21 protein-coding genes are annotated in these 21,030 nt (G+C 73.6%); 9 read left to right on the top strand and 12 right to left on the bottom strand.

Annotated features, from left to right (window positions below; all coding sequences use genetic code 11):
• Window positions 1-67 precede the first annotated feature (67 nt).
• Together M2266_RS32470 and M2266_RS27665 are read right to left on the bottom strand one after the other, a co-directional pair.
• Entirely contained in the window at window positions 68-151 is an 84-nt protein-coding gene (locus tag M2266_RS32470; protein ID WP_346780962.1) for a putative leader peptide, read from the bottom strand.
• Between the two features lie 92 nt (window positions 152-243).
• A complete protein-coding gene (locus tag M2266_RS27665) occupies window positions 244-816 on the bottom strand; it encodes a GNAT family N-acetyltransferase (RefSeq protein ID WP_277440624.1) in 573 nt (190 codons plus the stop codon).
• A gap of 100 nt (window positions 817-916) precedes the next feature.
• Between M2266_RS27665 and M2266_RS27670 the strand changes: the two genes are divergently transcribed.
• Complete coding sequence (locus tag M2266_RS27670; RefSeq protein WP_277440625.1) at window positions 917-1,861, top strand: carbohydrate kinase; 945 nt, start codon at window positions 917-919, stop codon at window positions 1,859-1,861.
• Between the two features lie 216 nt (window positions 1,862-2,077).
• Here M2266_RS27670 and M2266_RS27675 read toward each other — a convergent pair whose 3' ends face one another.
• The gene (locus tag M2266_RS27675; RefSeq protein ID WP_277441385.1) at window positions 2,078-3,325 is read right to left on the bottom strand and encodes a helix-turn-helix domain-containing protein; all 1,248 of its coding nucleotides are present in this window, start codon (window positions 3,323-3,325) and stop codon (window positions 2,078-2,080) included.
• Between the two features lie 382 nt (window positions 3,326-3,707).
• Window positions 3,708-5,345 (bottom strand): acyl-CoA dehydrogenase family protein, encoded by a 1,638-nt coding sequence (locus M2266_RS27680; RefSeq protein WP_277440626.1) that lies wholly within the window; start codon window positions 5,343-5,345, stop codon window positions 3,708-3,710.
• 121 nt (window positions 5,346-5,466) lie between these two features.
• Between M2266_RS27680 and M2266_RS27685 the strand changes: the two genes are divergently transcribed.
• Together M2266_RS27685 and M2266_RS27690 are read left to right on the top strand one after the other, a co-directional pair.
• Complete coding sequence (locus tag M2266_RS27685) at window positions 5,467-6,606, top strand: YihY/virulence factor BrkB family protein (protein ID WP_277440627.1); 1,140 nt, start codon at window positions 5,467-5,469, stop codon at window positions 6,604-6,606.
• A 56-nt stretch (window positions 6,607-6,662) separates the two neighbouring features.
• Window positions 6,663-7,352 (top strand): helix-turn-helix domain-containing protein, encoded by a 690-nt coding sequence (locus M2266_RS27690; RefSeq protein WP_277440628.1) that lies wholly within the window; start codon window positions 6,663-6,665, stop codon window positions 7,350-7,352.
• 19 nt (window positions 7,353-7,371) lie between these two features.
• On the opposite strand, the gene M2266_RS27695 is transcribed toward M2266_RS27690, so the two are convergent.
• On the bottom strand, window positions 7,372-7,779 hold the full coding sequence (locus M2266_RS27695; RefSeq protein WP_277440629.1) for a VOC family protein: 408 nt from the start codon (window positions 7,777-7,779) through the stop codon (window positions 7,372-7,374).
• 282 nt (window positions 7,780-8,061) lie between these two features.
• On the opposite strand from M2266_RS27695, the gene rsgA reads away from it, so the two are divergent.
• Window positions 8,062-9,162: a ribosome small subunit-dependent GTPase A gene (gene rsgA / locus M2266_RS27700; protein ID WP_277440630.1), complete on the top strand. Its 1,101-nt coding sequence runs from the start codon at window positions 8,062-8,064 to the stop codon at window positions 9,160-9,162.
• A 69-nt stretch (window positions 9,163-9,231) separates the two neighbouring features.
• On the opposite strand, the gene M2266_RS27705 is transcribed toward rsgA, so the two are convergent.
• Window positions 9,232-9,390 (bottom strand): hypothetical protein, encoded by a 159-nt coding sequence (locus tag M2266_RS27705; RefSeq protein ID WP_277440631.1) that lies wholly within the window; start codon window positions 9,388-9,390, stop codon window positions 9,232-9,234.
• Between the two features lie 90 nt (window positions 9,391-9,480).
• Window positions 9,481-10,527, bottom strand: coding sequence for a LacI family DNA-binding transcriptional regulator (locus M2266_RS27710; RefSeq protein WP_277440632.1), 1,047 nt, complete (start codon window positions 10,525-10,527; stop codon window positions 9,481-9,483).
• Between the two features lie 144 nt (window positions 10,528-10,671).
• On the opposite strand from M2266_RS27710, the gene M2266_RS27715 reads away from it, so the two are divergent.
• Both M2266_RS27715 and M2266_RS27720 read left to right on the top strand, forming a co-directional pair.
• The gene (locus M2266_RS27715; protein ID WP_277440633.1) at window positions 10,672-12,066 is read left to right on the top strand and encodes an AlkA N-terminal domain-containing protein; all 1,395 of its coding nucleotides are present in this window, start codon (window positions 10,672-10,674) and stop codon (window positions 12,064-12,066) included.
• On the top strand, window positions 12,063-12,605 hold the full coding sequence (locus M2266_RS27720; RefSeq protein WP_277440634.1) for a methylated-DNA--[protein]-cysteine S-methyltransferase: 543 nt from the start codon (window positions 12,063-12,065) through the stop codon (window positions 12,603-12,605). The genes M2266_RS27715 and M2266_RS27720 overlap by 4 nt, the downstream gene beginning before the upstream one ends.
• Here M2266_RS27720 and M2266_RS27725 read toward each other — a convergent pair.
• The 3 genes from M2266_RS27725 to M2266_RS27735 form a co-directional block, all read right to left on the bottom strand.
• Complete coding sequence (locus M2266_RS27725; protein WP_277440635.1) at window positions 12,579-13,001, bottom strand: PPOX class F420-dependent oxidoreductase; 423 nt, start codon at window positions 12,999-13,001, stop codon at window positions 12,579-12,581. The genes M2266_RS27720 and M2266_RS27725 overlap by 27 nt on opposite strands.
• Before the next feature lie 174 nt (window positions 13,002-13,175).
• On the bottom strand, window positions 13,176-13,658 hold the full coding sequence (locus M2266_RS27730; protein ID WP_277440636.1) for a DUF456 domain-containing protein: 483 nt from the start codon (window positions 13,656-13,658) through the stop codon (window positions 13,176-13,178).
• A gap of 54 nt (window positions 13,659-13,712) precedes the next feature.
• Window positions 13,713-14,696 (bottom strand): LuxR family transcriptional regulator, encoded by a 984-nt coding sequence (locus M2266_RS27735; RefSeq protein ID WP_277440637.1) that lies wholly within the window; start codon window positions 14,694-14,696, stop codon window positions 13,713-13,715.
• 241 nt (window positions 14,697-14,937) lie between these two features.
• Here M2266_RS27735 and M2266_RS27740 point away from each other — a divergent pair, with 241 nt between their 5' ends.
• From M2266_RS27740 to M2266_RS27750, 3 genes are all read left to right on the top strand, one after another.
• Window positions 14,938-16,329, top strand: coding sequence for a protein phosphatase 2C domain-containing protein (locus tag M2266_RS27740; protein WP_277440638.1), 1,392 nt, complete (start codon window positions 14,938-14,940; stop codon window positions 16,327-16,329).
• 184 nt (window positions 16,330-16,513) lie between these two features.
• Window positions 16,514-18,256 (top strand): pyruvate dehydrogenase, encoded by a 1,743-nt coding sequence (locus tag M2266_RS27745; RefSeq protein ID WP_277440639.1) that lies wholly within the window; start codon window positions 16,514-16,516, stop codon window positions 18,254-18,256.
• A gap of 69 nt (window positions 18,257-18,325) precedes the next feature.
• The gene (locus M2266_RS27750) at window positions 18,326-18,838 is read left to right on the top strand and encodes an ATP-binding protein (RefSeq protein WP_277440640.1); all 513 of its coding nucleotides are present in this window, start codon (window positions 18,326-18,328) and stop codon (window positions 18,836-18,838) included.
• A 76-nt stretch (window positions 18,839-18,914) separates the two neighbouring features.
• Here the strand turns inward: M2266_RS27750 and M2266_RS27755 are convergent, their stop codons facing one another.
• Both M2266_RS27755 and M2266_RS27760 read right to left on the bottom strand, forming a co-directional pair.
• A complete protein-coding gene (locus tag M2266_RS27755; RefSeq protein WP_277440641.1) occupies window positions 18,915-20,048 on the bottom strand; it encodes a DUF2637 domain-containing protein in 1,134 nt (377 codons plus the stop codon).
• A 133-nt stretch (window positions 20,049-20,181) separates the two neighbouring features.
• Complete coding sequence (locus M2266_RS27760; RefSeq protein WP_277440642.1) at window positions 20,182-21,006, bottom strand: (2Fe-2S)-binding protein; 825 nt, start codon at window positions 21,004-21,006, stop codon at window positions 20,182-20,184.
• Between the last annotated feature and the right edge of the window lie 24 nt (window positions 21,007-21,030).

Consider the following 21,030-nt stretch of genomic DNA (forward strand, 5'->3'; position numbering starts at 1 on the left):
CGGGGCGCGTGGCGCGACCTCGACACGAGAGGGTGGCGGGTTGCCGGCGCCGATCGGCGCGGCGCGATCAGATCGCCGGACAGATGGCGCTGGACACGCGGCAGAAGTCGACGTGCGGCCGACCTACCAAGGCGATTCCAGTGCGGGACATGTCGGAAGCGTGGCATGCGGGTCTCGGAGCAGTCCACCGTCGTCCAGTATGTGGACCAGAATATCCCACCTAGTGAGACGTTGTGTTCTGCGTCACTGCTCGGAGGCCCACGGTCCGAGCGGGGCTGCCTGGTCCGCTTCCTCCGCCGTCCTGGTGTCGAAGAGCCGGAAGCCGCGCCGCTCGTAGTTGGCCATCGCATACGGCCCGTCCAGGTCGCACGTGTGCACCCAGACCCGCTTCGTCGCGTCCCGCCCCGGCCACCGGCCGGCCAGGTCCCAGGCGCGGGCGGTCCCGTACGACAGCAGGTGGCCACCGATCCCGCGCCCCCGGAAGGCCGGCAGCAGCCCGAAGTACATGATCTCCACGACGCCGTCGTCCTGCGGATCGAGCTCGACGAACCCGGCCGGCGTGCCCCCCTCGTACGCGACCCACGTCTCCGAGCCCGGCCGCTCCAGATGCGCCTGCCAGCGCCCGTACGTCCAGCCCAGCCGGTCGGTCCACCGGCAGTCCGCGCCGACCGACGCGTAGAGGAACCGGCTGAAGTCGGGCGACGGCACCTCGGCGGCCACGATCCGGACCCCGTCCTCGGCGGCGGGCACGGCCGAGGGCCGCAGATCCGCGGGCGAGGTCTGTTCGAGGGACCAGGTGGTCACGCTGATGCTCATGGCCGCAGCCTAGGCGGTGGCCCCGCGCGCGGCGAAGTCCGGGAGCCGCGCCCCCGTGAGCCCTGCCGCGCACCCGCCACGGACTCGTACGCTGTCCCGCATGAGTCCGAGCCGTCCCGTCGTCGTCCTCGGCGAATGCGTCGCCGACGCCTTCGCCGCCCCCCGGTCCGGCGAGCCGGCCGCCGGGCTCGATCTGACCGTGGTCCCGGGCGGCGGCCCCGCCACCACCGCGGTCGCGCTGGCCCGCCTCGGCACGCCCACCCGGTTCCTCGGCCGGCTGTCGGGCGACGTCTTCGGGCGGCTCTTCCGCGAGCGGCTGGCCGGCTCCGGCGTCGACCTGACCGGCTGCCCGGACGCGGCCGAGTCCAGCACGCTCGCCGTGGCCGACCTCGACGGGGCCGGCCGCGCCCGCTACTCCTTCCACGCCGAGGGGACCGCCGACTGGCAGTGGACGGCGGCCGAACTGACGGCCGGCCTGCCCGCCGGCCCCGCCTGCCTGCACACCGGCTCCCTCGCCCTGGTGCGCGACCCCGGGGCGGAGCGCATCGAAGAACTCCTGGACGACCTCCACCCCCGCGCGACGATCAGCATCGACCCCAACGTCCGCCCGGGCCTCGTACCCCCCGACCGCTACCGGCAGCGGCTGCCCCGCTGGTGCCGCGCGGCCGACATCCTGCGCCTCAGCGACGACGACCTCACCCACCTGCACCCCGACACCCCGCCGGAGAAGGCCTGCGACGAGTGGCACGGCCTCGGCGTCCGCCTCGTCGTCATCACCCTCGGAGCGGCGGGCGCCCTCGCGTCCCTGGACGGGATACGGATCCACGTACCGGCCCACCCGTCCGATGTCGTCGACACCGTCGGCGCGGGCGACGCCTTCATGGCAGGCCTTCTGCACCACCTCCACTCCGCGGGCCACCTGGGCGGGCGTCTGCCCGCACTCACGTCCGAGGACGTGCAGGAGGCCGTCGTCCTCGGCACGGCAGTGGCGGCGGCCACCTGCGCGGTGCGGGGCCCGAACCCGCCGTGGCCGCACGAGTTGTAGTCCGCCTCACCGTTACGCCTCCGGCCGGGGTTCGGGCACGCCGGCCCCGCGCGGACCGGTTCGCGCCTGCGGTGGGCTTTCCCCGCCCACCTGCCCGAACCCGTCACGGACGCGCGGACGTCGGCGCCCGCCGCGAGGCGACCGCAGCCGGACCGCCCGTGGGGCGACGACGACGGAGGGCCCGGCCTGCGCACCCCGCCACCGGCCCGGACGGAGTCACATCCGCGCGGCCACGACCGCCGGCGCCACGGAACACGGCAGCAGGTCCACGACCCGAGCGGGCCGCACCACCTCCACCTCCACCCCATCCGCGAAGCGATACGGCCGATGCGCCAGCACACCCCCGAGGCTGCGGCGCAGCCTCGACAGTTCCGCGCGGACCGTCACGGTCCGCCCCGCGTCCCCGAACAGGTCCCGCGCCAGCTCAGCCGCACTCCGCCCGCCCCGGTGAAGCGCCAGCACGAACAGAAGCTCCGCGTGGCGCGGGCTGAGCTGCTGGGCCCAGCTGCCCGCCGCTCCCGAGACCGTCACCGTCCAGGCGCGCGGCCCGCTGACGTCCAGAACGACCCGGCTCGCGGGGCCCGCCGGGTCCCGGCCGTCGCCGACCCGGATCAACCATCCGCCGGGCAGCGGCTCGACCGCGCACACGCCCAGGGTCGGCAACCACATCTCGCCGGCCCGCAGGGCCGCCGGCAGCGCCACCCGATCCGGCGGCGCCATGCCGGTGACCGCGGCGGTCCAGCCGTCGCGGTCCACCGCCACGGCCGGCCGGCCCCTTCCCGCCAGCCGCGCGAGCAGCGGCGCGGCCACGGCCCGCAGCCGTTCCACGGAGGCCCAGTGCCGTTGCCGCAGCTCGCCCTCGGCGACGCGGGTCACCGCGGTCACCAGGGAGAGGGTGGCCGGGTGGATGGTGGCGGCGGGGCCGCTGACGTCCACGACGCCCAGCAGCCGGCCGTCGCGCGGATCGTGCAGGGGCGCGGCGGCGCAGGTCCACCCGTGGTGGGTCCGTACGAAGTGCTCGGAGGAGTGCACCTGGACGGGCGTGCGGGTCACCAGCGCGGTGCCGATCGCGTTGGTGCCGACCGCGTCCTCGGCCCAGGACGCGCCTTCGGCGAACCCGAGCCGGTCGGCACTCCTGCGCACCGCGAGGCTGCCGTCCCGCCACAGCACCCGGCCATCGGCGTCCGTGACCACCATGATGTGCCAGGCGACGTCGGCCACCGTCACGAGGCCCTCGCGCAGCTGCGGTATGACGTCGCCGAGCGGCGAGGACTGCCGGCGGTGTTCGAGCTCCTCGGTGGGGAGCAGGCCGGTGTGCCGGCCGACGTCCGGATCCACACCGTGCTTCCGCACCCGCCGCCAGGACTCGCTGATCACCGTGCGGGGCGTAGCGGGCGGCGGGTCGCCCGCCAGGGCGGCGTTGTGCACGCGGGCGAGCAGCCGGGCCGACTCGCGGACGCCCATGGCCCCGAGACGGCCGGGGCCGATCGGCGGGTGTGTCACTTTGCCCCCGGTTCGCCTGCTTCTCGCGATCTGCTTCCCATGGTGCCCGCCCGCCCGTCCGCGGTGCCCGGGCCATCGGCATACCCATTGCAACGAGCTGCAACCGTTGCGGGTGCGCGGGGGGCCGAAGGACAGTGACGCGGCGCCGCCGCACGGGGGCGCCGAGGTCCGTTCCACCGTACGACGCGCCACTGCGAGTCCGGCTCGATTGCCGCCGGACAGCGGGGCAGCTGAACCGGGGGTGGCGCCGAGTCGGCGCGGCGCCACCCTCTGCCACGCCGTCGCGCCCCCACCCGCCGAATCAGGCGGAGCAGCCGAACCGGCCGAACCGGCCGAGCCCCGTTCAGTCCGTGAGCGGCCGGGCGCGGTCCACGATCGAGGCGAGGTCGAGCGTGTGCGGCAGGGTGCCGAACGCGGCTCCCCAGTCGCCGCCGAGGCGCGAGGCGCAGTACGCGTCGGCCACGGCGGGCGGGGCGAACCGTACGAGCAGGGAGCCCTGGAGGATCAGGGCCATCCGTTCGACGATGCGCCGGGCTCGGGCCTCGACACCGTCCAGGTCGGCCAGTTCCGTCAGCAGGTTCTTGATGGCACCGTCCAGCCGGTGGTCCGCGCGGCGGGCCAGGCCGATCTCGGTGAGGAACGCGTTCAGGGCCATCGGATCGCGCCGCAGCACCCGCAGCACGTCCAGCGCCTGGACGTTCCCCGACCCCTCCCAGACCGAGTTCAGCGGTGACTCGCGGAACAACCGGGGCATCCCCGACTCCTCGACGTACCCGTTGCCGCCCAGGCACTCCAGCGCCTCCACCGCGACGGCCGGGCAGCGCTTGGTCACCCAGTACTTGGTGACGGCCACCGCGAGGCGCCGGAAGTGCCGCTCGTGCTCGGTGTCGATGTCGTAGGAGGCGGCGAGCCGCATCGCGGTGGTCGTGGCGGCCTCCGACTCCAGGGCGAGGTCCGCCAGAACGTTGCGCATCAGCGGCTTGTCGACGAGCGGGCCGCCGAACGCGCTGCGGTGGGTGGTGTGGTGCACCGCCTGGGCGACCGCCTGCCGCATGATGGCCGCCGAACCGACGGCGCAGTCCAGCCGGGTCGCCGCGACCATCTCGATGATGGTCGCCACCCCGCGGCCCTCCTCCCCGACCCGGCGCGCCCACGTTCCGTCGAACTCCACCTCGGAGGAGGCGTTGGAGCGGTTGCCGAGCTTGTTCTTCAGGCGCTGGATCGCGAAGACGTTGCGGGTCCCGTCCGGCAGCACCCGCGGCAGCAGGAAGCAGCTGATCCCGTCCGGTGCCTGGGCCAGCACCAGGAAGCCGTCGGACATCGGCGCCGAGCAGAACCACTTGTGGCCGGTCAGCGCGTAGGCGCCGTCCTCGGCGAGTGGCTGCGCGCGGGTGGTGTTGGCCCGGACGTCGGAGCCGCCCTGCTTCTCCGTCATCCCCATGCCGAACAGCGCGCCCGGCTTCTCGCCGGGCGCGGCGAGCCGCTGGTCGTAGATCCGTGAGCGCAGCCGCGGCTCCCATTCGGCGGCCAGCGCCGGATCGGCGCGCAGGGCGGGCACCGCCGCGTGCGTCATCGACACCGGGCAGCCGTGTCCCGCCTCGGCCTGCGACCACACCAGGAACCCGGCCGCGCGGCGCAGGTGCCCGTCGGGGCGCGACCAGGCGTCCGTCAGGCCGGCCGACACGGCGTGGCCCAGCAGCCGGTGCCAGGACGGGTGGAAGTCGACCTCGTCGACCCGGTGGCCGTACCGGTCGTGGGTGCGCAGTACCGGGGGACTGGTGTTCGCCTCCTCCCCCCACTGCTGTCCCTGGGCCGATCCTGCGGCCCGGCCCAGCTCGCCCAGTTCGCCCTGGATCTCGGCCAGCCGCTCCGGGGCCGCATGGCGCTCCACGGCCTCGACGAGGGCGGCGTCGGAGGCGTGGACGTCATATCCGACCAGCGGCGGAGGCTGGTTGGTCACCGTGTGTGTGGGGGCGCTCATGGCAGTAACCGTAGGTGTCCGCACGCGCCGGGCGGTAGGCGACGCCCCGCCGCCGCCCGGTCGGGCCGGGCGCCCGACAGGGGGTGGGACCGGGTCCGCCGGGGGCGGATACCGTAGGCGGGTGCACGCAGCGGATGGAAGAAAAGCGCGGCCTCCCGGCCGCTGGGGCAGGGCTCGGGCCCTGTACCGGAATGTGTCGAAGCGCAAGGTCGGCTGGCTGCTGCTGAAGGACACCGTCAACTCCTCCATCGAGTACCGGGTGACCGGACTCGCCGCGGAGGCGGCCTTCTTCGTCCTGCTGTCCCTGCCGCCGCTGCTGCTCGGCCTCGTCGGCGCGCTCGGCTACGTGGACACCGTCATCCGCACCGACACGATCGCGCACCTGCGGGACAACATCCTCACCGCGTCCGCCACGGTCCTGTCCGACAAGGGGGTGAACCAGCTGGTCCGCCCGCTGGTGGACAGCGTCTTCCACGGGCGGCGGCCCGATCTCATCTCGCTCGGCTTCGTGATCGCGCTCTGGTCGGGCTCCCGCGCCGTCAACGTCTTCGTCGACACCATCACGATCATGTACGGCCTGGAAGGGCACCGCGGGATCGTCAAGACCCGGCTGCTCGCCCTGCTGCTCTACATCATCGCGCTCGTCGTCGGCGCGCTGGTGCTGCCCCTGATGGTCGCGGGACCCGACGCCTTCGTGTCGGTGCTGCCGCGCAGCCAGGGCACGATCCACGTCCTCTACTGGCCGGTCGTCCTCCTGGTGTCGATCGCCTTCCTCACCACGCTCTACCACGTGTCGGTGCCCGTGCGGTCACCCTGGTACGAGGACGTGCCGGGCGCGCTGATCGCGCTCATGATGTGGGTCCTCGGCAGCTTCCTGCTGCGCATCTACCTGACCAACACCGTCGAGGGGCCGACGATCTACGGGTCGCTGGCCGCGCCCGTCGCGGTGCTCCTGTGGATCGGCATCTCGGCCTTCGCGGTGCTGGTCGGCGCCGCCGTCAACGCGGCGGTGGACCGTATCTGGCCGTCGCTCGCCACCGCCGCCGCCCGCGAGCAGAACGCCCGCGCCCTGGAGGCGGCCGCGGTGCGCGTGGTCGCCGACGCCGCCAGGCGGCGGGCCGCGGAGGACGGCCGCGACGACGACTTCGACGACGACAGTGACCTCGGCCCCGACGACCCGCCGCCCGCCGAGTTCCCCGAGCGCTGGACGCGCTTCCTGCCGCCGTCGGACGTCCGCGCGCGCCTCCGCCGCCGCGACTGACCGCGGCCCGGGCGTCCAGGTGCCCCGCTGTCCGCACGCCGGGGCAGAATGAAGGGGTGTACCAGGAGCGGTTGTCGCGGGTCGCGGGCGCGGTGCTCTGGACCCGGACCGTCGGTGCCGCGGAGGGTGGGCCCTACCGCGTGCTGCCCGACGGCTGCATGGACGTGATCTGGTGCGACGGGGAACTGCTCGTCACCGGCCCCGACACCCGCGCCCACGTGGCGCGGACCCCCGCCGGCGCGCGCTTCGCGGGGCTGCGGTTCGCGCCCGGCCGGGGGCCCGCGGTGCTGGGCGTCCCGGCGTACGAACTACGTGATCTGCGGGTGCCGTTGGACGCGGTGTGGCCGGGTGCCGCCGCCCGGCGGATCGCCGAGCGGATCGGCGACGCGGCCGATCCGGGGCGCGCCCTGGAAGACGCGGTGACCGGCGCGGCACGCGGACCCGGCACGGCGGACCGCCTGCTGGTCGCGACGGCGTCGCGGCTGGCCTCCGGCGGCACCGTGGCCGCCGCGGCGCAGGCCGCGGGGCTGGGCGAACGGCAGCTGCACCGGCGCAGCCTGGCGGCGTTCGGCTACGGCCCGAAGACGCTCGCGCGGGTCCTGCGCCTGCAGCGCGCGCTGGAACTGGCCCGCCGGGGGACCCCGTTCGCCGCGGTCGCGGTGGCGGCGGGCTACGCCGACCAGGCGCACCTCGCGCGCGAGGTGAAGGCGCTGGCCGGGGTGCCGCTCGGCGAACTCGTCCGCTGAACGGACGGATGAGGCGGAATCAGGCGGGCGGATCCGGCAGGACGGCCAGCAGGTCGACGTGGTTGCCGTCGGCGTCCAGCACGGTGGCGTAGCGCTGGCCCCAGAAGGCGTCGAACGGCGCGAGGTGCCCGGTGTAGCCGGCGCCCGTGAGATCGGCGTACACCTTGTCGACCTCCGCCGGACCGTCACACGTGAACGCCAGCCCGGCCCGGCCGCCGCCCTCCGGCGGGGCCTGCCAGTCCGGGGAGAAGGAGCGCACCACCTCCTCGGTGTCCCAGACGAGGAGCGGCCCGCCGGGAAGCGCCGCCTCGACGTGCGGCTGGCTGTCGGCCTCCGCCGGGATGTCCAGCCCGAGCCGGCGGTAGAAGGCGAGGGACGCGGCCATGTCGGAGGCGAGCAGACCGATGAACGCGAAACGAGGAGTCATGCCCGCCACGTTAGGCGCGCGACGGGCCCGCGGTCTTGAACGAATCGGACACCTGGAGGAGGTCGTAAATCGGTGGACAGTGCCTCCGGCCCGTCGTAATCTCCTGTGGACCGCGGCGGTGGAAGACCGCGGCCGGCACACATACGTGGAGGTGTATCTCGATGACTGTCTTTGCGCAGGGCGCTGCCCTCATTCCGTCGCACAGCATCCTTACCTCCGCGGTCGCCGGCTGACCACTTCCTGACCTTCAGCTCCGGGGCCGCCCTTTCGAAGGGCATTCCGTTGACCAACGGATCTGCTTCCCTGCCGTTCACCTCGTACGGCTGGGACTCCATTCTCGACACCGAATTCACCCCGTACGCCGCCCAGGGCCTGCTGCCCGGCCGGATCGTGCGGGTCGACCGCGGGCTCTGCGACGTCGTCACCCCTGACGGCACGCTGCGCGCGGACACCACCTTCGTCAACTCCTCCTCCGATCCCATGAAGCTGGCCTGCACCGGCGACTGGGTGGCCGTCGACCGGGACGCCCCGACGGGTCCCGCGGTGCGGGCGCTGCTGCCGCGCCGGACGGCGTTCGTCCGCTCGACCTCCTCCAGCCGTTCCGAGGGCCAGGTGCTGGCGGCCAACATCGATCACGCCGTGATCGCCGTGTCGCTGGCCGCCGAACTCGACCTGGGTCGGCTGGAGCGGTTCCTGTCGCTGGCCTGGGAGAGCGGCGCGCAGCCGCTCGTCGTCCTGACCAAGGCGGACCTCGCGGGCGACACGACCCATCTGCTCGCCGACGCCGAAGGTGCGGCGCCCGGTGTGCAGGTGCTCGTGGTGAGCGCCACGACCGGCGAGGGCGTCGACGTGCTCGCCGCGGTGCTGGCCGGCAGCACCTCCGTGCTCCTGGGACAGTCGGGCGCGGGCAAGTCCACGCTCACCAACGCCCTGCTGGGCCAGGAGATCCAGGAGGTCCAGGGCATCCGTGACGCCGACGGCAAGGGCCGGCACACGACCACCACACGGGATCTGCTGCCGCTGCCCACCGGCGGGGTGCTCATCGACACCCCCGGGCTGCGGGGGGTGGGGCTCTGGGACGCCGAGTCCGGTCTCTCACAGGTCTTCTCGGAGATCGAGGCGCTCTCCGCCGACTGCCGGTTCCACGACTGCGCGCATGTCGCGGAGCCCGGCTGCGCGGTGCTCGCCGCCCTGGAGGACGGCTCGCTGCCGCACCGGCGGCTGGAGAGCTATCGCAAACTCCTGCGCGAGAACGCGTGGATCGCCTCCCGCACCGACCAGCGGTTGCGCGCCGAGATGCGCCGTGACTGGAAGATGAAGGCGGCGGCGGGGCGGGCGATGTACGAGGCAAAGCGCGGCGGCGGCCACCGCAGGGAGGCCTGAGACGGCTCCGGTGCCGGGTCCCGTGACGGGCCCGGCCCGGCCGCCGAGCAGGTTGCCGTGAGCGCGAGTTCAGCCGGCGCCGTTGTGACGGCGGCGCCGGATCGCGATCGGGCTGCCCTCGCTCCAGAACGTGGCCACGACGCTCGCGATACCGAGGGCCACGATCACAATGCCGAGGATGATCGTGTAGACCATGAACGTCCTCCCGTTGGCGGGGGTGCGCACCATCACCGCACCTTCACAATCGCTGTCGTTCCGTGACCTTCCCGTTGCCCCCGGTTCCCAACCGTCCCCCGGGGTAGCAGTACTTGACCCCTGTCAGGCGGATTGCCGTCGGACCAGATGGGTGGGGGTGACCACCGAAGACAGCGGGAGGGCCCCGGGGGCGTCGCGCCGCGGGTCGAGGCTGCGCAGCAGTAGCCGGGCCATCAGCCGGCCCATCTCCTCGATGTCCTGGCGGACCGTCGTCAGCGGGGGTTCGGTCAACTGCGCGACCTGGACCATGTCGTCGAAGCCGACCAGCGCGACGTCGTCCGGCACACTGCGTCCGCGCTGCCGCAGTACCCGCAGCGCTCCCGACGCCATCAGGTCGGAGGCGGCGAAGACGCCGTCCAGGTCCGGGCAGCGGTCCAGCAGCTCGGCCATCGCGCGCTCACCGCCGTCGGGGGTGAAGTCGCCCTCGACGATCAGCGCCGGATCGGCCTGCGGGAGGATGTCGCGGAAACCGTCGAGCCGGTCGACGGACGCGGTCTGGTCGAGCGGCCCGCTGATGTGGGCGATCCGGCGGCGGCCGAGGCCCGTCAGATGGCGCACGGCGGTGCGCGCACCACCCCGGTTGTCGCAGTCCACGTAGAGCGCGTTGCGGTCCCGCTCGGTCTCCGCCCAGCCGGGCCGCCCGCCGAAGACGGTGGGGATGCCCGCCTTGCGGGCGAGCTCGGGCAGCGGGTCGTGCGCGTGCAGCGAGAAGATCAGCGCGCCGTCGACGTGGCCACCCGCGAGGTAGCGGCCCACCCGGTCGTAGTCGGCGGTGCCCTCGACCAGCAGCAGCACCAGCTGGTTGTCGTGCGCGGTCAGCTCCTTGCTGATGCCGCGGACCTGCTGGGCGAAGAACGGGTCGGAGAAGAACCGGGTCTCGGGCTCGGCGACCACGACGGCCACCGCGTCGTTGCGGCGGGTCACCAGCGTCCTGGCCGCCTGGTTCGGTACGTAGCCCAGCTCCTCGACGGCCTTCCGCACCCGCTCGACCAGCAGTGCGCGCACTCCCGCGCCGCCGTTGACCACGCGTGAGGCGGTGGCGCGGGACACCCCGGCCCGCTCGGCGACGGCCTCCAGGGTGGGGCGGGACGGGAAGGTCTGCTCGGACACTGCACGCTCCTCTGCGAGCTCGATGCGGACAGGGTATCGCTCCGGCCGACACTGGGAGAGCGCTCTCACAAGCTGTTCGACCTCCCTGGCTCCCCGTCCGATTTCCGCCAGTCCCACTCCCTTCCGTGCCGCAGACTGGGGAACATGATTGACGAAGAGACCGGATATGCGGCGGTACGCGGCCGCGACGCCCGTTTCGACGGCGTCTTCTTCTTCGCGGTCGCGACGACCGGCATCTACTGCCGTCCCAGCTGCCCGGCGGTGACGCCCAAACAGCGGAACGTCCGCTACTACCCCACGGCCGCCGCCGCCCAGAGCGGCGGCTTCCGCGCCTGCCGGCGCTGCCGCCCGGACGCCGTCCCCGGCTCCCCGGAGTGGAACGTCCGCGCCGACGTCGTGGGCCGCGCCATGCGGCTGATCGGCGACGGCGTGGTCGACCGCGAAGGCGTGGCGGGCCTGGCCGGCCGGCTCGGCTACAGCTCCCGCCAGGTCCACCGCCAGCTCACCGCCGAGGTCGGCGCGGGCCCGGTGGCGCTGGCCCGCGCGCAGCGCGCCCTGGCAGCCAGGGTGCTGCTCCAGACCACCACCCTGTCCGTCACCGACACGGCGTTCGCCGCCGGCTTCGCCAGCGTCCGCCAGTTCAACGACACCATCCGCGAGATCTACGCCCGCACCCCGAGCGAGCTGCGTGCCACCGCGCGCGCCGGCACCACCGCCGCACGCGCTGCGGAGCCCGGCTCCGCGTCCGGAGTGCCCCTGCGGCTCGCCTACCGGGGGACCTACGACGCGGCGGGGGTCTTCGACTTCCTGCGCGCCGAGCTGGTGCCCGGCATCGAGGAGATCACCGGACCGCCCGCAGCCCGCACCTACCGGCGGACCCTGCGGCTGCCGCACGGCCCCGGCGTGGCCGAGGTCGACGAACGCCACCGGGACGGCTGGCTCGACTGCCGGCTCCGTCTCGCGGACCTGCGCGACCTGACCACCGCCGTCCAGCGGGTACGCCGGCTGTTCGACCTGGACGCCGACCCGTACGCCGTCGCGGACTCGCTGCGCGGCGACCCGCTCCTCGGCCCGCTGGTCGCCGCCCGTCCCGGGCTGCGCTCACCCGGGGCGGCCGACCCCGACGAGCTCGCCGTGCGCGCCGTACTCGCCGACCCGGCCGCGGCCGCGGAGCTCGTCGCGGCCTGCGGCGACCCGCTCCCCGCGTCCGACGGCGGACTCACCCACCTGTTCCCCGAACCCGCCCGCATCGACCACCCCGCGCTGCGCCCGCTGACCGCGGCCCTCACCGCCGGCACCCTGCGCCTCGACCCGGGCGCCGACCGCGACGAGGCGGGTCGCGCGCTGTCGGCCCTGCCGGGCATCGACGCCTGGACGGCCGGATACATCCGGCTCCGCGCCCTCGGCGACCCCGACGTCGCCCTCCCCAACGAACCCCCGCTCAGCGACGCCTGGCGCCCGTGGCGGAGCTATGCCCTGCACCACCTCTGGGCCGCGGGCCACCGCGCCCGCCCCCGACTGGAGTTGACGACCACATGAGCACGCCAGCAGCCCCCGCCGCCCCCGTGACCGTAGCGCCCCGGGTGACCCCCGACGGCGGCCAGACGACCCTCTACACCACCGTCGACAGCCCCGTCGGAGAGCTGCTGCTCACCGGCGACGGCACCGCGCTCACCTCGCTCTCCGTCCCCGGCCAGCGTGGTGGCGCAACGGTCCTGCCCGGCTGGCGCCGCGAGCCCGCGGCGTTCGCCGAGGCCGAGCGTCAGCTCAAGGAGTACTTCGCGGGCGAACGCCGCACGTTCGACCTGCCGCTCGCGCCCGTGGGGTCCGCCTTCCGGCAGCGGGTGTGGAACGCCCTCGACGACGTTCCGTACGGCGCGACCGTCAGCTACCGGGGGCTCGCCGAAGCCGCCGGATCGCCCGGTGCGGTCCGCGCGATCGGCGGCGCGGTCGGATCCAACCCGCTGCTCGTCATCCGTCCCTGCCACCGCGTGATCGGCGCGGACGGCAGCCTCACCGGCTACTCCGGCGGCCTGGAACGCAAGCGGACGCTACTCACCCTGGAGGGCGTCCTCTGACACCGTCCGCCCGTGCATTCCGGCCTCGCCGCCCTCGATGCCCCAGGCGATCACCCGGCGCGGCCGGATCCGGATCACCTCCGGGCTGAGGTACGCCCCCAGGTCGTGCGGACCGACGACCTGTTCCGCCGTACCCCGGATCTCGATGCCGCGCACCACCCACGGCTTCCGGCTCACGACATCGTCGACGATCAGCGAGACCCGCGGATTGCCGGCGATGTTCCGCCACTTCTTCGTCGTTCCCAACCTGAATCCGCCGATGTCGATCAGACCGTCCTCACGCACCACGAACCCCACCGCGTTCGCCTGCGGCTGCCCCTTCGGATCCACGGTCGCCAGCCGGCCCAGCTGCTGCCCGTCCAGATACGCCCGCTCGCCCGCACTGAAAATCGTCATAGGGCCAGCCTCACACCGGGACGGGTGCGGGGCATCGGCTCATCGACCTACGCCGCTGGACCCGGACCCGTGAAACCCGACCCCGCTGGACCCGGACCCGTCAGACCCGACCCCGTTGGACCCGGACCCGTCAGACCCGACCCCGCTGAGCCCGGACCTGTCAGACCCCGGGCGTCAGCCGAGGACGACCGCGCCGAGCCACGCGCCCGCCACCAGGAGGCAGGCGAAGAGCTCGGCGAGGACGGAGCGGCCGACGGCGCGCATCGCGGTGCGGGTGGCGGTCCAGGCGCCGCCGTGGGTGCCGAGCCGGACGCGTTCCACGCCGTAGATGTACGCCACGAAGCCGATCGGCGCGCCGATGACCGGGAGGACGAAGAAGCCGAGGACGGCGCAGGAACCGGCGGCGAAGAGGTTGCGCCAGGTGAGTTCCGAGTCGCGGATGCGGCGGGCCGGCAGCAGCCACTGGACCACCTGGTTGAGCGCGAGCAGCCCGGTCGCCGTGGCGAGGACCCCCCAGGTCAGCGGGGTGTGCAGATTGGTCGCCCACCACAGGACGGCGCCCCAGCACAGCAGCGACCCGGGCACGCCGGGGACCAGCACGCCGAACAGGCCGAGCAGCATCACGACGCCGATCAGGCACAGCTGTGGGGTCCCCATGGGCTCACCCTGCCGGATGGACGCCCCGCACGCCTGCGGATATCGGCCGGCAGGTCAGCCGTGCCGGGCGATCCAGCCACGCTCGTAGGCGTGCCAGCCGAGCTGGAGCCGGGTGGTCACCCCGGCGATCTCCATGAGGTGCTTGACCCGGCGCTGCACGGTGCGCAGCCCGAGATCGAGCTGCTTGGCGACGCTGGCGTCGGTGAGCCCGGCGAGGAGCAGCGAGAGGATCTGCAGATCGACGAAGTCGGGCGCGTCCAGTGGCACCTCGTCGACGCCGAGGCCGTTCAGGCGCAGGGGCATCGCGGTACGCCACACCCCCTCGAAGAGCCCCATCAGGGATTCGAGCAGGCCACTGGCGTGCACGACCAGCGCGGCGGGCTGTCCGGTGCGGCGGGTCAGCGGCACCATGGCCATCGACCCGTCGGCCACCACCAGCTTCGTCGGGACCCGGTCGATCACCCGCACCTGCTCGTCGCGGTTCATCGCGGCGGAGAGCTCCGTGATGCCGTTCGTGCTGGTGAGGATCTCGCGTTCGATCACCACCCGGTAGGCGACGCCGCGCTCGGCGGCCTGCTCCTCGGCGCTGTTGTCCATGCCGGTTACGGCCACGGGGGTACCGGTGACGAGGGCGCAGACCTCCTTCTCCGCGCCGAGCTGCAACTGCAGGAAGCGTTGGGCGACGGCGCTCGCGCCCGTCACCACCTCCAGCAGGTCGTGGACGGCCGGTTCGGTCGCCTCGGCCCGGAACTCCGAGGCGAGCACGGCGGCCGCGAGTTCCGCCTGTTCGAGTTCGTGCCGCTGCTGCGTGAGCAGCGCGGCCAGCGCGACGCCGGGCGGCGCGGCCACCCAGCGGCCCGGCCGGGCCGAGGACTGGGCCACCAGCCCGTGCCCCTCCAGCCGCCGCAAGGTGCGTGCCGCCTCCTCCTCGGACCTGCCGAGGCGCTGCGCGAGATCGGATATCTCGGCGGCGCCGAGACCGATCAAGGCGCGGTAGGCGGACTCCTGGACGTCGTCCAGTCCTATGGCACCGAGCACGGCGCCCCCTCCCCAAGGTGGCGGGAATGAGCCACGGCGGTTTCCCGCCGCGGACATCTTCCCTGCTCACCCCCCTGTTCTGCCAGTGTGGCGGCGATGCGGGCATGACTTGGCACGAGTTGGGTCGTTTCGCACGAGCGCCGTCGGCCGACCCAACCGTGGGGGGAGGGCCGGCCGACGGGCCCGCGTCAGGTATGCGATCCACCGTTTCCAACGGCCTCTCGCGGTGGACAATAAGGGCATGAGCCAGCAGGGGGAGACGCACCCTCGTCACGAGGACGAGTGGTGGCGCCAGTTGTACGGGAGCCCGGAGCCGGGCGAACCCCAAGCGTCGGCCGAAACGGTCGACGACCATTACGCCTCGGTCCTGTCCGCCGTCGGCACCCCGGACGAACCACCTGTTCGGGACGAACCACCTGTTCGAGCGGAACCGCCCGCCGACGCGGTGCCGCCCGCTCGCGAGCCGTACGACCAGGAGACGGACGCGTACGACGACCCCGGCAGGCCGGACACCATCCGGCTCCGCCGCGCGGCCCCGGAGGGCGGGCGGCCGGGCGGCGGGGTGGTTCCCGCCGCGGGCGAGGCGTGGGGGCAGCAGGCGTACCGGCCGGCGCAACCGGCTTCGCCGAACCCGCCGGAGCCCGTCGTCCCGCCGCCGGGGAACCGGACCGGGACGCGCGCGCCGACCGCCTTCGGCGAGGGCCCGGTGACGTGGAGCGACCCGGATCCCGGCCCCGCCCCTGACCTGCCGCCCGGCTGGGCGCCGGCGGAGCCGCCCGTCGAGACGGCGCCGCCGTTCGTCGGCGACCGCCCGCCCACGTACGCGGCGGAACCGACGGCCTGGCCGGTGGCGCACCCGGACGAGCTCGACAGCCTCGTACCCGACACCGTGCTCGACGGGGCGCAGTACGGCGTCCTGACGCTGCGGACCGCCTCCGTGCGCGGCGACTCCGCGCGGTACCGGGGCCAGCCCCGGCGGGACGCGATCCTGACGGCGCGTTTCGGTGCCGGTGACGACGGCCTCCTGCTGCTGGCGGTCGCCAGCGGAGTACGGGCCTCCGACGACGCCCCCCGGGCCGCGCAGGACGCCTGCCGGTGGATCGCGGGCGCGGTCGGCCGGAGCCGGCAGCGGCTGTCCGAGGACATCCGCGCCGCCCGCCGCGGCTCGCTCAAGTCGGGACTGCACCGGCTCACCGACCGCTGCTACGGGCGGCTGCGGGCCAGGGGCGAGGACCTCGGCCTCGAGGAGGGCGAGTACACGGCCTCGCTGCGCTGCCTGCTGCTGCCGGTGGACCCGTCCTGCCGCATCCGGCTGTTCTTCGGCGTCGGGGACGGCGGGCTGTTCCGCATCCGCGACGGCAGCTGGCAGGACCTGGACCCGGTGGGCAAGGAGGCGGAGCCCGGGGAGCGCTTCCGGTTCCGCGCCTCGGTCGCGCACCCCGGCGACGCGCTGCTGCTGTGCAGCGGCGGCCTCGCCGAGCCGCTGCGCGGCGAGCCGGCCCTCGCCGCCCGCCTGGCCCACCAATGGGGCAACGGCCACCCCCCAGGCCTCACCGCCTTCCTCGCCGAGGCCCAGACCCGCGTCAAGGGCTACGCGGACGACCGCACGGCGGTGGGCGTCTGGGAGGCGTAGTGCCCTGCCGCCGGCCGGAGGGATCCCCGCTACCGCGAGGGAGGCGCCCCCGGCGGTCCCGCCGCAGGCTCGCGGCGTGGCGGTGCGGTCGCCGAGGCCCGCGCCGTAGGCGCACAAGTGGCGGGGGCGCGCCTCGCGTGGGGAGATGGGGGCAAGTCCCCGCGACGAGCGATTGGTGCGCCCGATGGCGAAGCAGACCGTGGCCGAGCAGTTCGTCGACATCCTCGTGCGCGCCGGGGTGGCGCGCATGTACGGGGTGGTCGGCGACAGCCTCAACCCCGTCGTCGACGCGATCCGGCGCAACGCGGCCATCGAATGGGTGCACGTGCGCCACGAGGAGGTGGCGGCCTTCGCGGCGGGCGCCGAGGCGCAGATCTCCGGGAAGCTGACGGCCTGCGCCGGTTCCTGCGGCCCCGGCAACGTCCACCTGCTCAACGGACTGTTCGACGCGCACCGCTCCATGGCCCCGGTGCTGGCGCTGGCCGCGCAGATCCCCAGCAGCGAGATCGGCACCGGCTACTTCCAGGAGACCCACCCGGACCAGATGTTCAAGGAGTGCAGCCACTACAGCGAGCTGATCTCCAACCCGGAGCAGATGCCCCGCGTGCTGCAGACCGCGATCCAGCACGCCATCGGCCGCGGCGGCGTCTCCGTCATCAGCCTCCCCGGCGACATCGCGGCGCAGCCCGCCCCGCAGCGCAGCATCGAGCACGCGCTCGTCACTCGCAGGCCCTCCGTCCGGCCCGGTGACGCCGAGCTCGACGCGCTCGCCCGGATGGTGGACGCCGCGGACAAGGTGACGCTGTTCTGCGGCAGCGGCACCGCCGGCGCGCACGACGAGGTGATGGCCTTCGCCGAACGGGTGAAGGCCCCCGTGGGCCACGCGCTGCGCGGCAAGGAGTGGATCCAGTTCGACAACCCGTACGACGTCGGCATGAGCGGCCTGCTCGGCTACGGTGCCGCCTACGAGGCGATGCACGAGTGCGACCTGCTGATCCTGCTGGGCACCGACTTCCCGTACAACGCCTTCCTGCCCGACGACGTGAAGATCGTGCAGGTGGACGTCCGCCCCGAGCACCTCGGCCGGCGCTCCAAGCTGGACCTGGCGGTGTGGGGCGACGTGCGCGAGACCCTGCGCTGCCTGACGCCCATGGTGCAGGTCAAGACGCGGCGCAAGTTCCTCGACCGGATGCTGAAGAAGCACAGCGACGCGCTGGAAGGCGTCGTCAAGGCGTACGCCCGCAAGGTCGAGAAGCATGTCCCGATCCATCCCGAGTACGTGGCCTCGGTCCTGGACGAAGAAGCAGCCGCCGACGCGGTCTTCACCGTCGACACCGGCATGTGCAACGTCTGGGCGGCCCGCTATCTCACCCCCAACGGCAAGCGCCGGGTGATCGGTTCGTTCACCCACGGCTCGATGGCCAACGCGATGCCGCAGGCGATCGGCGCGCAGTTCCTGGACCGCCGCCGGCAGGTCGTCGCGCTGTCCGGCGACGGCGGGTTCGCGATGCTGATGGGCGATTTCCTGACCCTGGTGCAGCATGATCTGCCGGTGAAGATCGTGCTGTTCAACAACTCCTCGCTCGGCATGGTCGAGTTGGAGATGCTGGTGGCGGGCCTGCCGGCCTCCGGAACGTCCAACCACAACCCGGACTTCGCGGCGGTGGCGCGGGCCTGTGGGGCCTACGGCGTCCGGGTGGAGAAGCCGAAGGAGCTGCGGGACGCGCTGCGCGGCGCGTTCAAGCACAAGGGGCCGGCGCTGGTGGACGTGGTCACCGACCCGAACGCGCTGTCCATCCCGCCGAAGATCACCGGCGAGCAGATCGGCGGCTTCGCGCTGTCGATGAGCAAGACCGTGCTCGACGGCGGGGTCGGCAGAATGCTGCAGATGGCCCGCTCCAACCTGCGCAACGTACCCAGGCCGTAATCTCCGCCGCGGCCCTGTTCCCCGCCGCCGGCTCTCCCTGGTCCATGACTGGACGGGCCCGGGGTGGGCATGCATCCCGACAGGGTGTTCGACGGGGACGAGGGCGGCGGCCGGAGCGGAGTGATGGAGCGTCAGCCGAAGGAAGACAGCGCACCGCGGCAGAACAGCCGCGGATCACCAGGCATCATCGAGGCGCGGGAGTTGCGGCACGACCTGCGCCGCGCGGATCTGTCGGCGATAGCCGAGACGCGCAGAATGCTGCGCGAGCAGTTGCGGCGCTGGGGTGTACCAGGACTGGTCGATATCGCCGAACTGCTGACCAGTGAACTCGTCACCAACGCGCTGCAGCACACCGACGAGGGGGCGGTATTCACGGCCACCCTCTCCGACGGACCGGTGCACCGGTTGCGCGTCGAGGTGCACGACCACGCGGGCAGGCGCCCCCGGCTGCACACGGCGAGCGAGAACGCCACGTCGGGCCGCGGGCTGCTGCTCGTGCAGGCGCTCGCCGATGCCTGGGGCGTGCGCTCACAGGGCACCGGGAAGGTCGTCTGGTTCGAGCTGGACGTCGAGACCGCCTGACCCTGCCCTGCCCCGCCCCGCCCCGCCCTGCTCGATTCGATTCGTCGACTCGACTCGACTCGATCCGGCGCGGCGTTCAGCCGTACTGCCGTTCCAGATCCTGGAGTTTGCGCTCCAGCGAGTCCAGCCGGGGAATCGTCAGGGTGTCGTCCTCGGCCGTGAGATCGACGGTGTGCGGCTGCTCCTCGGGCGTGTCGGGCGCCGGTGAGAGCGCGGGCGGCTCGGACCGCTCGGCGGAGAGCCGTGCCCAGCGCCGTTCCGAACGGGAGCGTTCCGGCTGCAGCGCGGGGCGCGGGCGCACCGGCAGTTCGGCCGTCCCGGCGGCTATGACGGGCTCCGTGGTGCCGCCGGGACCGCTGCCGCCCGAACCTCCGCTCGGCAGCTCCGGGCGACGCTCGCCCCGGTCGCGGCTCCAGCCGCGGTGCTGGCGGTTGAGCGCCCTGACCCGGGCCCGCTCCAGCCGGACGTGGTCGCGGCGGCGGACGTCGTTCACCTCTTTCTGCTTGCGGTCCTCGCGGACCTCCTCCACCGCCTCGTCGAGCGAGCGCACGTTCTCCAGCAGCATCAGCGACCAGGCGCCGTAGGTCTCCAGCGGGGCGCGCATCCAGCGAACCATCCGGATCTGCGGCAACGGACGCGGCACCAGGCCCTGTTCACGCAGTGCGGCCCGCCGGGTCTGCTTGAGCGCCCGGTCGAACAGCACCGCCGCCGACAGGGACATCCCGGCGAAGAACTGCGGGGCGCCGGCGTGCTCGATACCGCGTGGCGCGTGCACCCAGTTGAACCAGGCCGCGGCGCCCGCGAACATCCACACCAGCATCCGGGAGCCGAGCGCCGCGTCGCCGTGGCTGGCCTCGCGCACCGCGAGCACCGAGCAGAACATCGCCGCGCCGTCGAGGCCGAACGGGACCAGGTACTCCCAGCCGCCGTCGAGGTTGAGGTTCTGCCGGCCGAAGCCGACCAGGCCGTGGAAGGAGAGCGCCGCGGCGACCGCCGCGCAGCAGAAGAGCAGGACGTACGAAGCACTTCCGTAGACCGCCTCCTTGCGGCGCCGGCGCTCCTCGCTGCGCTCCCATGAATCGCTGCCGGGTACGTTCTCGTCGCCGCCGCGTGCCCGGCGGTTGCGGAGCGCGACCGCCGAGGCCGCGAGGACCGCCAGGCCCACGGCCCCCGAGAGCGCCCAGTCCAGCGATATGTCGGTAAGTCTCATGTGCGATTCCTAGCGTCGCTTCCGTCACGCACGGGCCGCGAGACGGCTCACGGGCGCCATCTTGACGAACGGCGCACGGACGTGAAGAGGTTTCGCCGGAATAGCACGCCTTTGGAGCGAAAAGTCGAACAGGTCAGCCGGTGGCGGCCAGGCGTTCGATTCGATCGGCGTCGCACGTACGCGGGCAGGTGCCACAGGTCTGGGTGGGGCGCACGGTGTAGAACAGGCAGCACGAGAGGCGGTCCCGGGTACGGGCCGGCACCCGGTCGGGGAGCGGCCGCGGCGCACGCAGGTCCCGGAATTCCGCGCCGCCGGTGTACGGGGCGGTGGTGCCCGGCAGCAGCGCCGTCAGTTCGGTCATCGCCCGCTCGCCCTCGCCGAGCAGCTCCCCGACCCGCCAGAGGCCCTCGGTGACCTCGTCCGTGGCCATGCCCCACAAGGCGCGCCTGCCGCGCCGCAGCCGGGGCCGGAAGCCGTCCAACAGGGGCGCGAGATGCTCGGCGAGCGCGGAGCGCAGCTCCAGGCGCAGCGCCTCCTCGGAGTCCACGACGCGGGCTCCGGGGAGTGCGGCGGCCGGGTCGTCCGGCAGGCAGCTGAAGTCCTGGGTGCGGACCGTGAGCCGGCCCTGGGTGCGGTGGAACGACACGTCGGAGACCGGCAGCCGCGGGACCCTGCGGTGCAGGAACCACGGGACGGTGAAGAGCAGGCAGGCCGGATAGGCGTAGCGGTGCAGGCCGAGGCCGGCGACGACATCGGGCCGGGCGCGCTTCCCGTGGTCGCGCAGTACCTGCCGGTCGTCCCAGACGAGGAACGCGTCCAGGGCTTCACCGCCCGCGGCCAGCTCGTCCGCGCGCACCCAGCCGTCGCCGCTGCGCGGCGCTTCCTCGGTGACGCGCAGCGAGGGGTACACCCCCGTCAGGCGGGCGTAGGCGGGGGCGGTGACAGGCATGGCGAGCATGGCGGACCGTCCTGAAAGGAGTTC

It is taken from the genome of Streptomyces sp. SPB162, from assembly GCF_029504575.1.
GTDB lineage: Bacteria > Actinomycetota > Actinomycetes > Streptomycetales > Streptomycetaceae > Actinacidiphila.

Excerpts from the sequence above, each read along its gene's own strand:
- M2266_RS32470 (WP_346780962.1), bottom strand. The coding sequence starts at position 151 with ATGTCCCGCACTGGAATCGCCTTGGTAGGTCGGCCGCACGTCGACTTC.
- M2266_RS27665 (WP_277440624.1), bottom strand. The coding sequence starts at position 816 with ATGAGCATCAGCGTGACCACCTGGTCCCTCGAACAGACCTCGCCCGCG.
- M2266_RS27670 (WP_277440625.1), top strand. The coding sequence starts at position 917 with ATGAGTCCGAGCCGTCCCGTCGTCGTCCTCGGCGAATGCGTCGCCGAC.
- M2266_RS27675 (WP_277441385.1), bottom strand. The coding sequence starts at position 3,325 with ATGGGCGTCCGCGAGTCGGCCCGGCTGCTCGCCCGCGTGCACAACGCC.
- M2266_RS27680 (WP_277440626.1), bottom strand. The coding sequence starts at position 5,345 with ATGAGCGCCCCCACACACACGGTGACCAACCAGCCTCCGCCGCTGGTC.
- M2266_RS27695 (WP_277440629.1), bottom strand. The coding sequence starts at position 7,779 with ATGACTCCTCGTTTCGCGTTCATCGGTCTGCTCGCCTCCGACATGGCC.
- M2266_RS27705 (WP_277440631.1), bottom strand. The coding sequence starts at position 9,390 with ATGGTGCGCACCCCCGCCAACGGGAGGACGTTCATGGTCTACACGATC.
- M2266_RS27715 (WP_277440633.1), top strand. The coding sequence starts at position 10,672 with ATGATTGACGAAGAGACCGGATATGCGGCGGTACGCGGCCGCGACGCC.
- M2266_RS27720 (WP_277440634.1), top strand. The coding sequence starts at position 12,063 with ATGAGCACGCCAGCAGCCCCCGCCGCCCCCGTGACCGTAGCGCCCCGG.
- M2266_RS27725 (WP_277440635.1), bottom strand. The coding sequence starts at position 13,001 with ATGACGATTTTCAGTGCGGGCGAGCGGGCGTATCTGGACGGGCAGCAG.
- M2266_RS27730 (WP_277440636.1), bottom strand. The coding sequence starts at position 13,658 with ATGGGGACCCCACAGCTGTGCCTGATCGGCGTCGTGATGCTGCTCGGC.
- M2266_RS27740 (WP_277440638.1), top strand. The coding sequence starts at position 14,938 with ATGAGCCAGCAGGGGGAGACGCACCCTCGTCACGAGGACGAGTGGTGG.
- M2266_RS27745 (WP_277440639.1), top strand. The coding sequence starts at position 16,514 with ATGGCGAAGCAGACCGTGGCCGAGCAGTTCGTCGACATCCTCGTGCGC.
- M2266_RS27750 (WP_277440640.1), top strand. The coding sequence starts at position 18,326 with ATGCATCCCGACAGGGTGTTCGACGGGGACGAGGGCGGCGGCCGGAGC.
- M2266_RS27755 (WP_277440641.1), bottom strand. The coding sequence starts at position 20,048 with ATGAGACTTACCGACATATCGCTGGACTGGGCGCTCTCGGGGGCCGTG.
- M2266_RS27760 (WP_277440642.1), bottom strand. The coding sequence starts at position 21,006 with ATGCTCGCCATGCCTGTCACCGCCCCCGCCTACGCCCGCCTGACGGGG.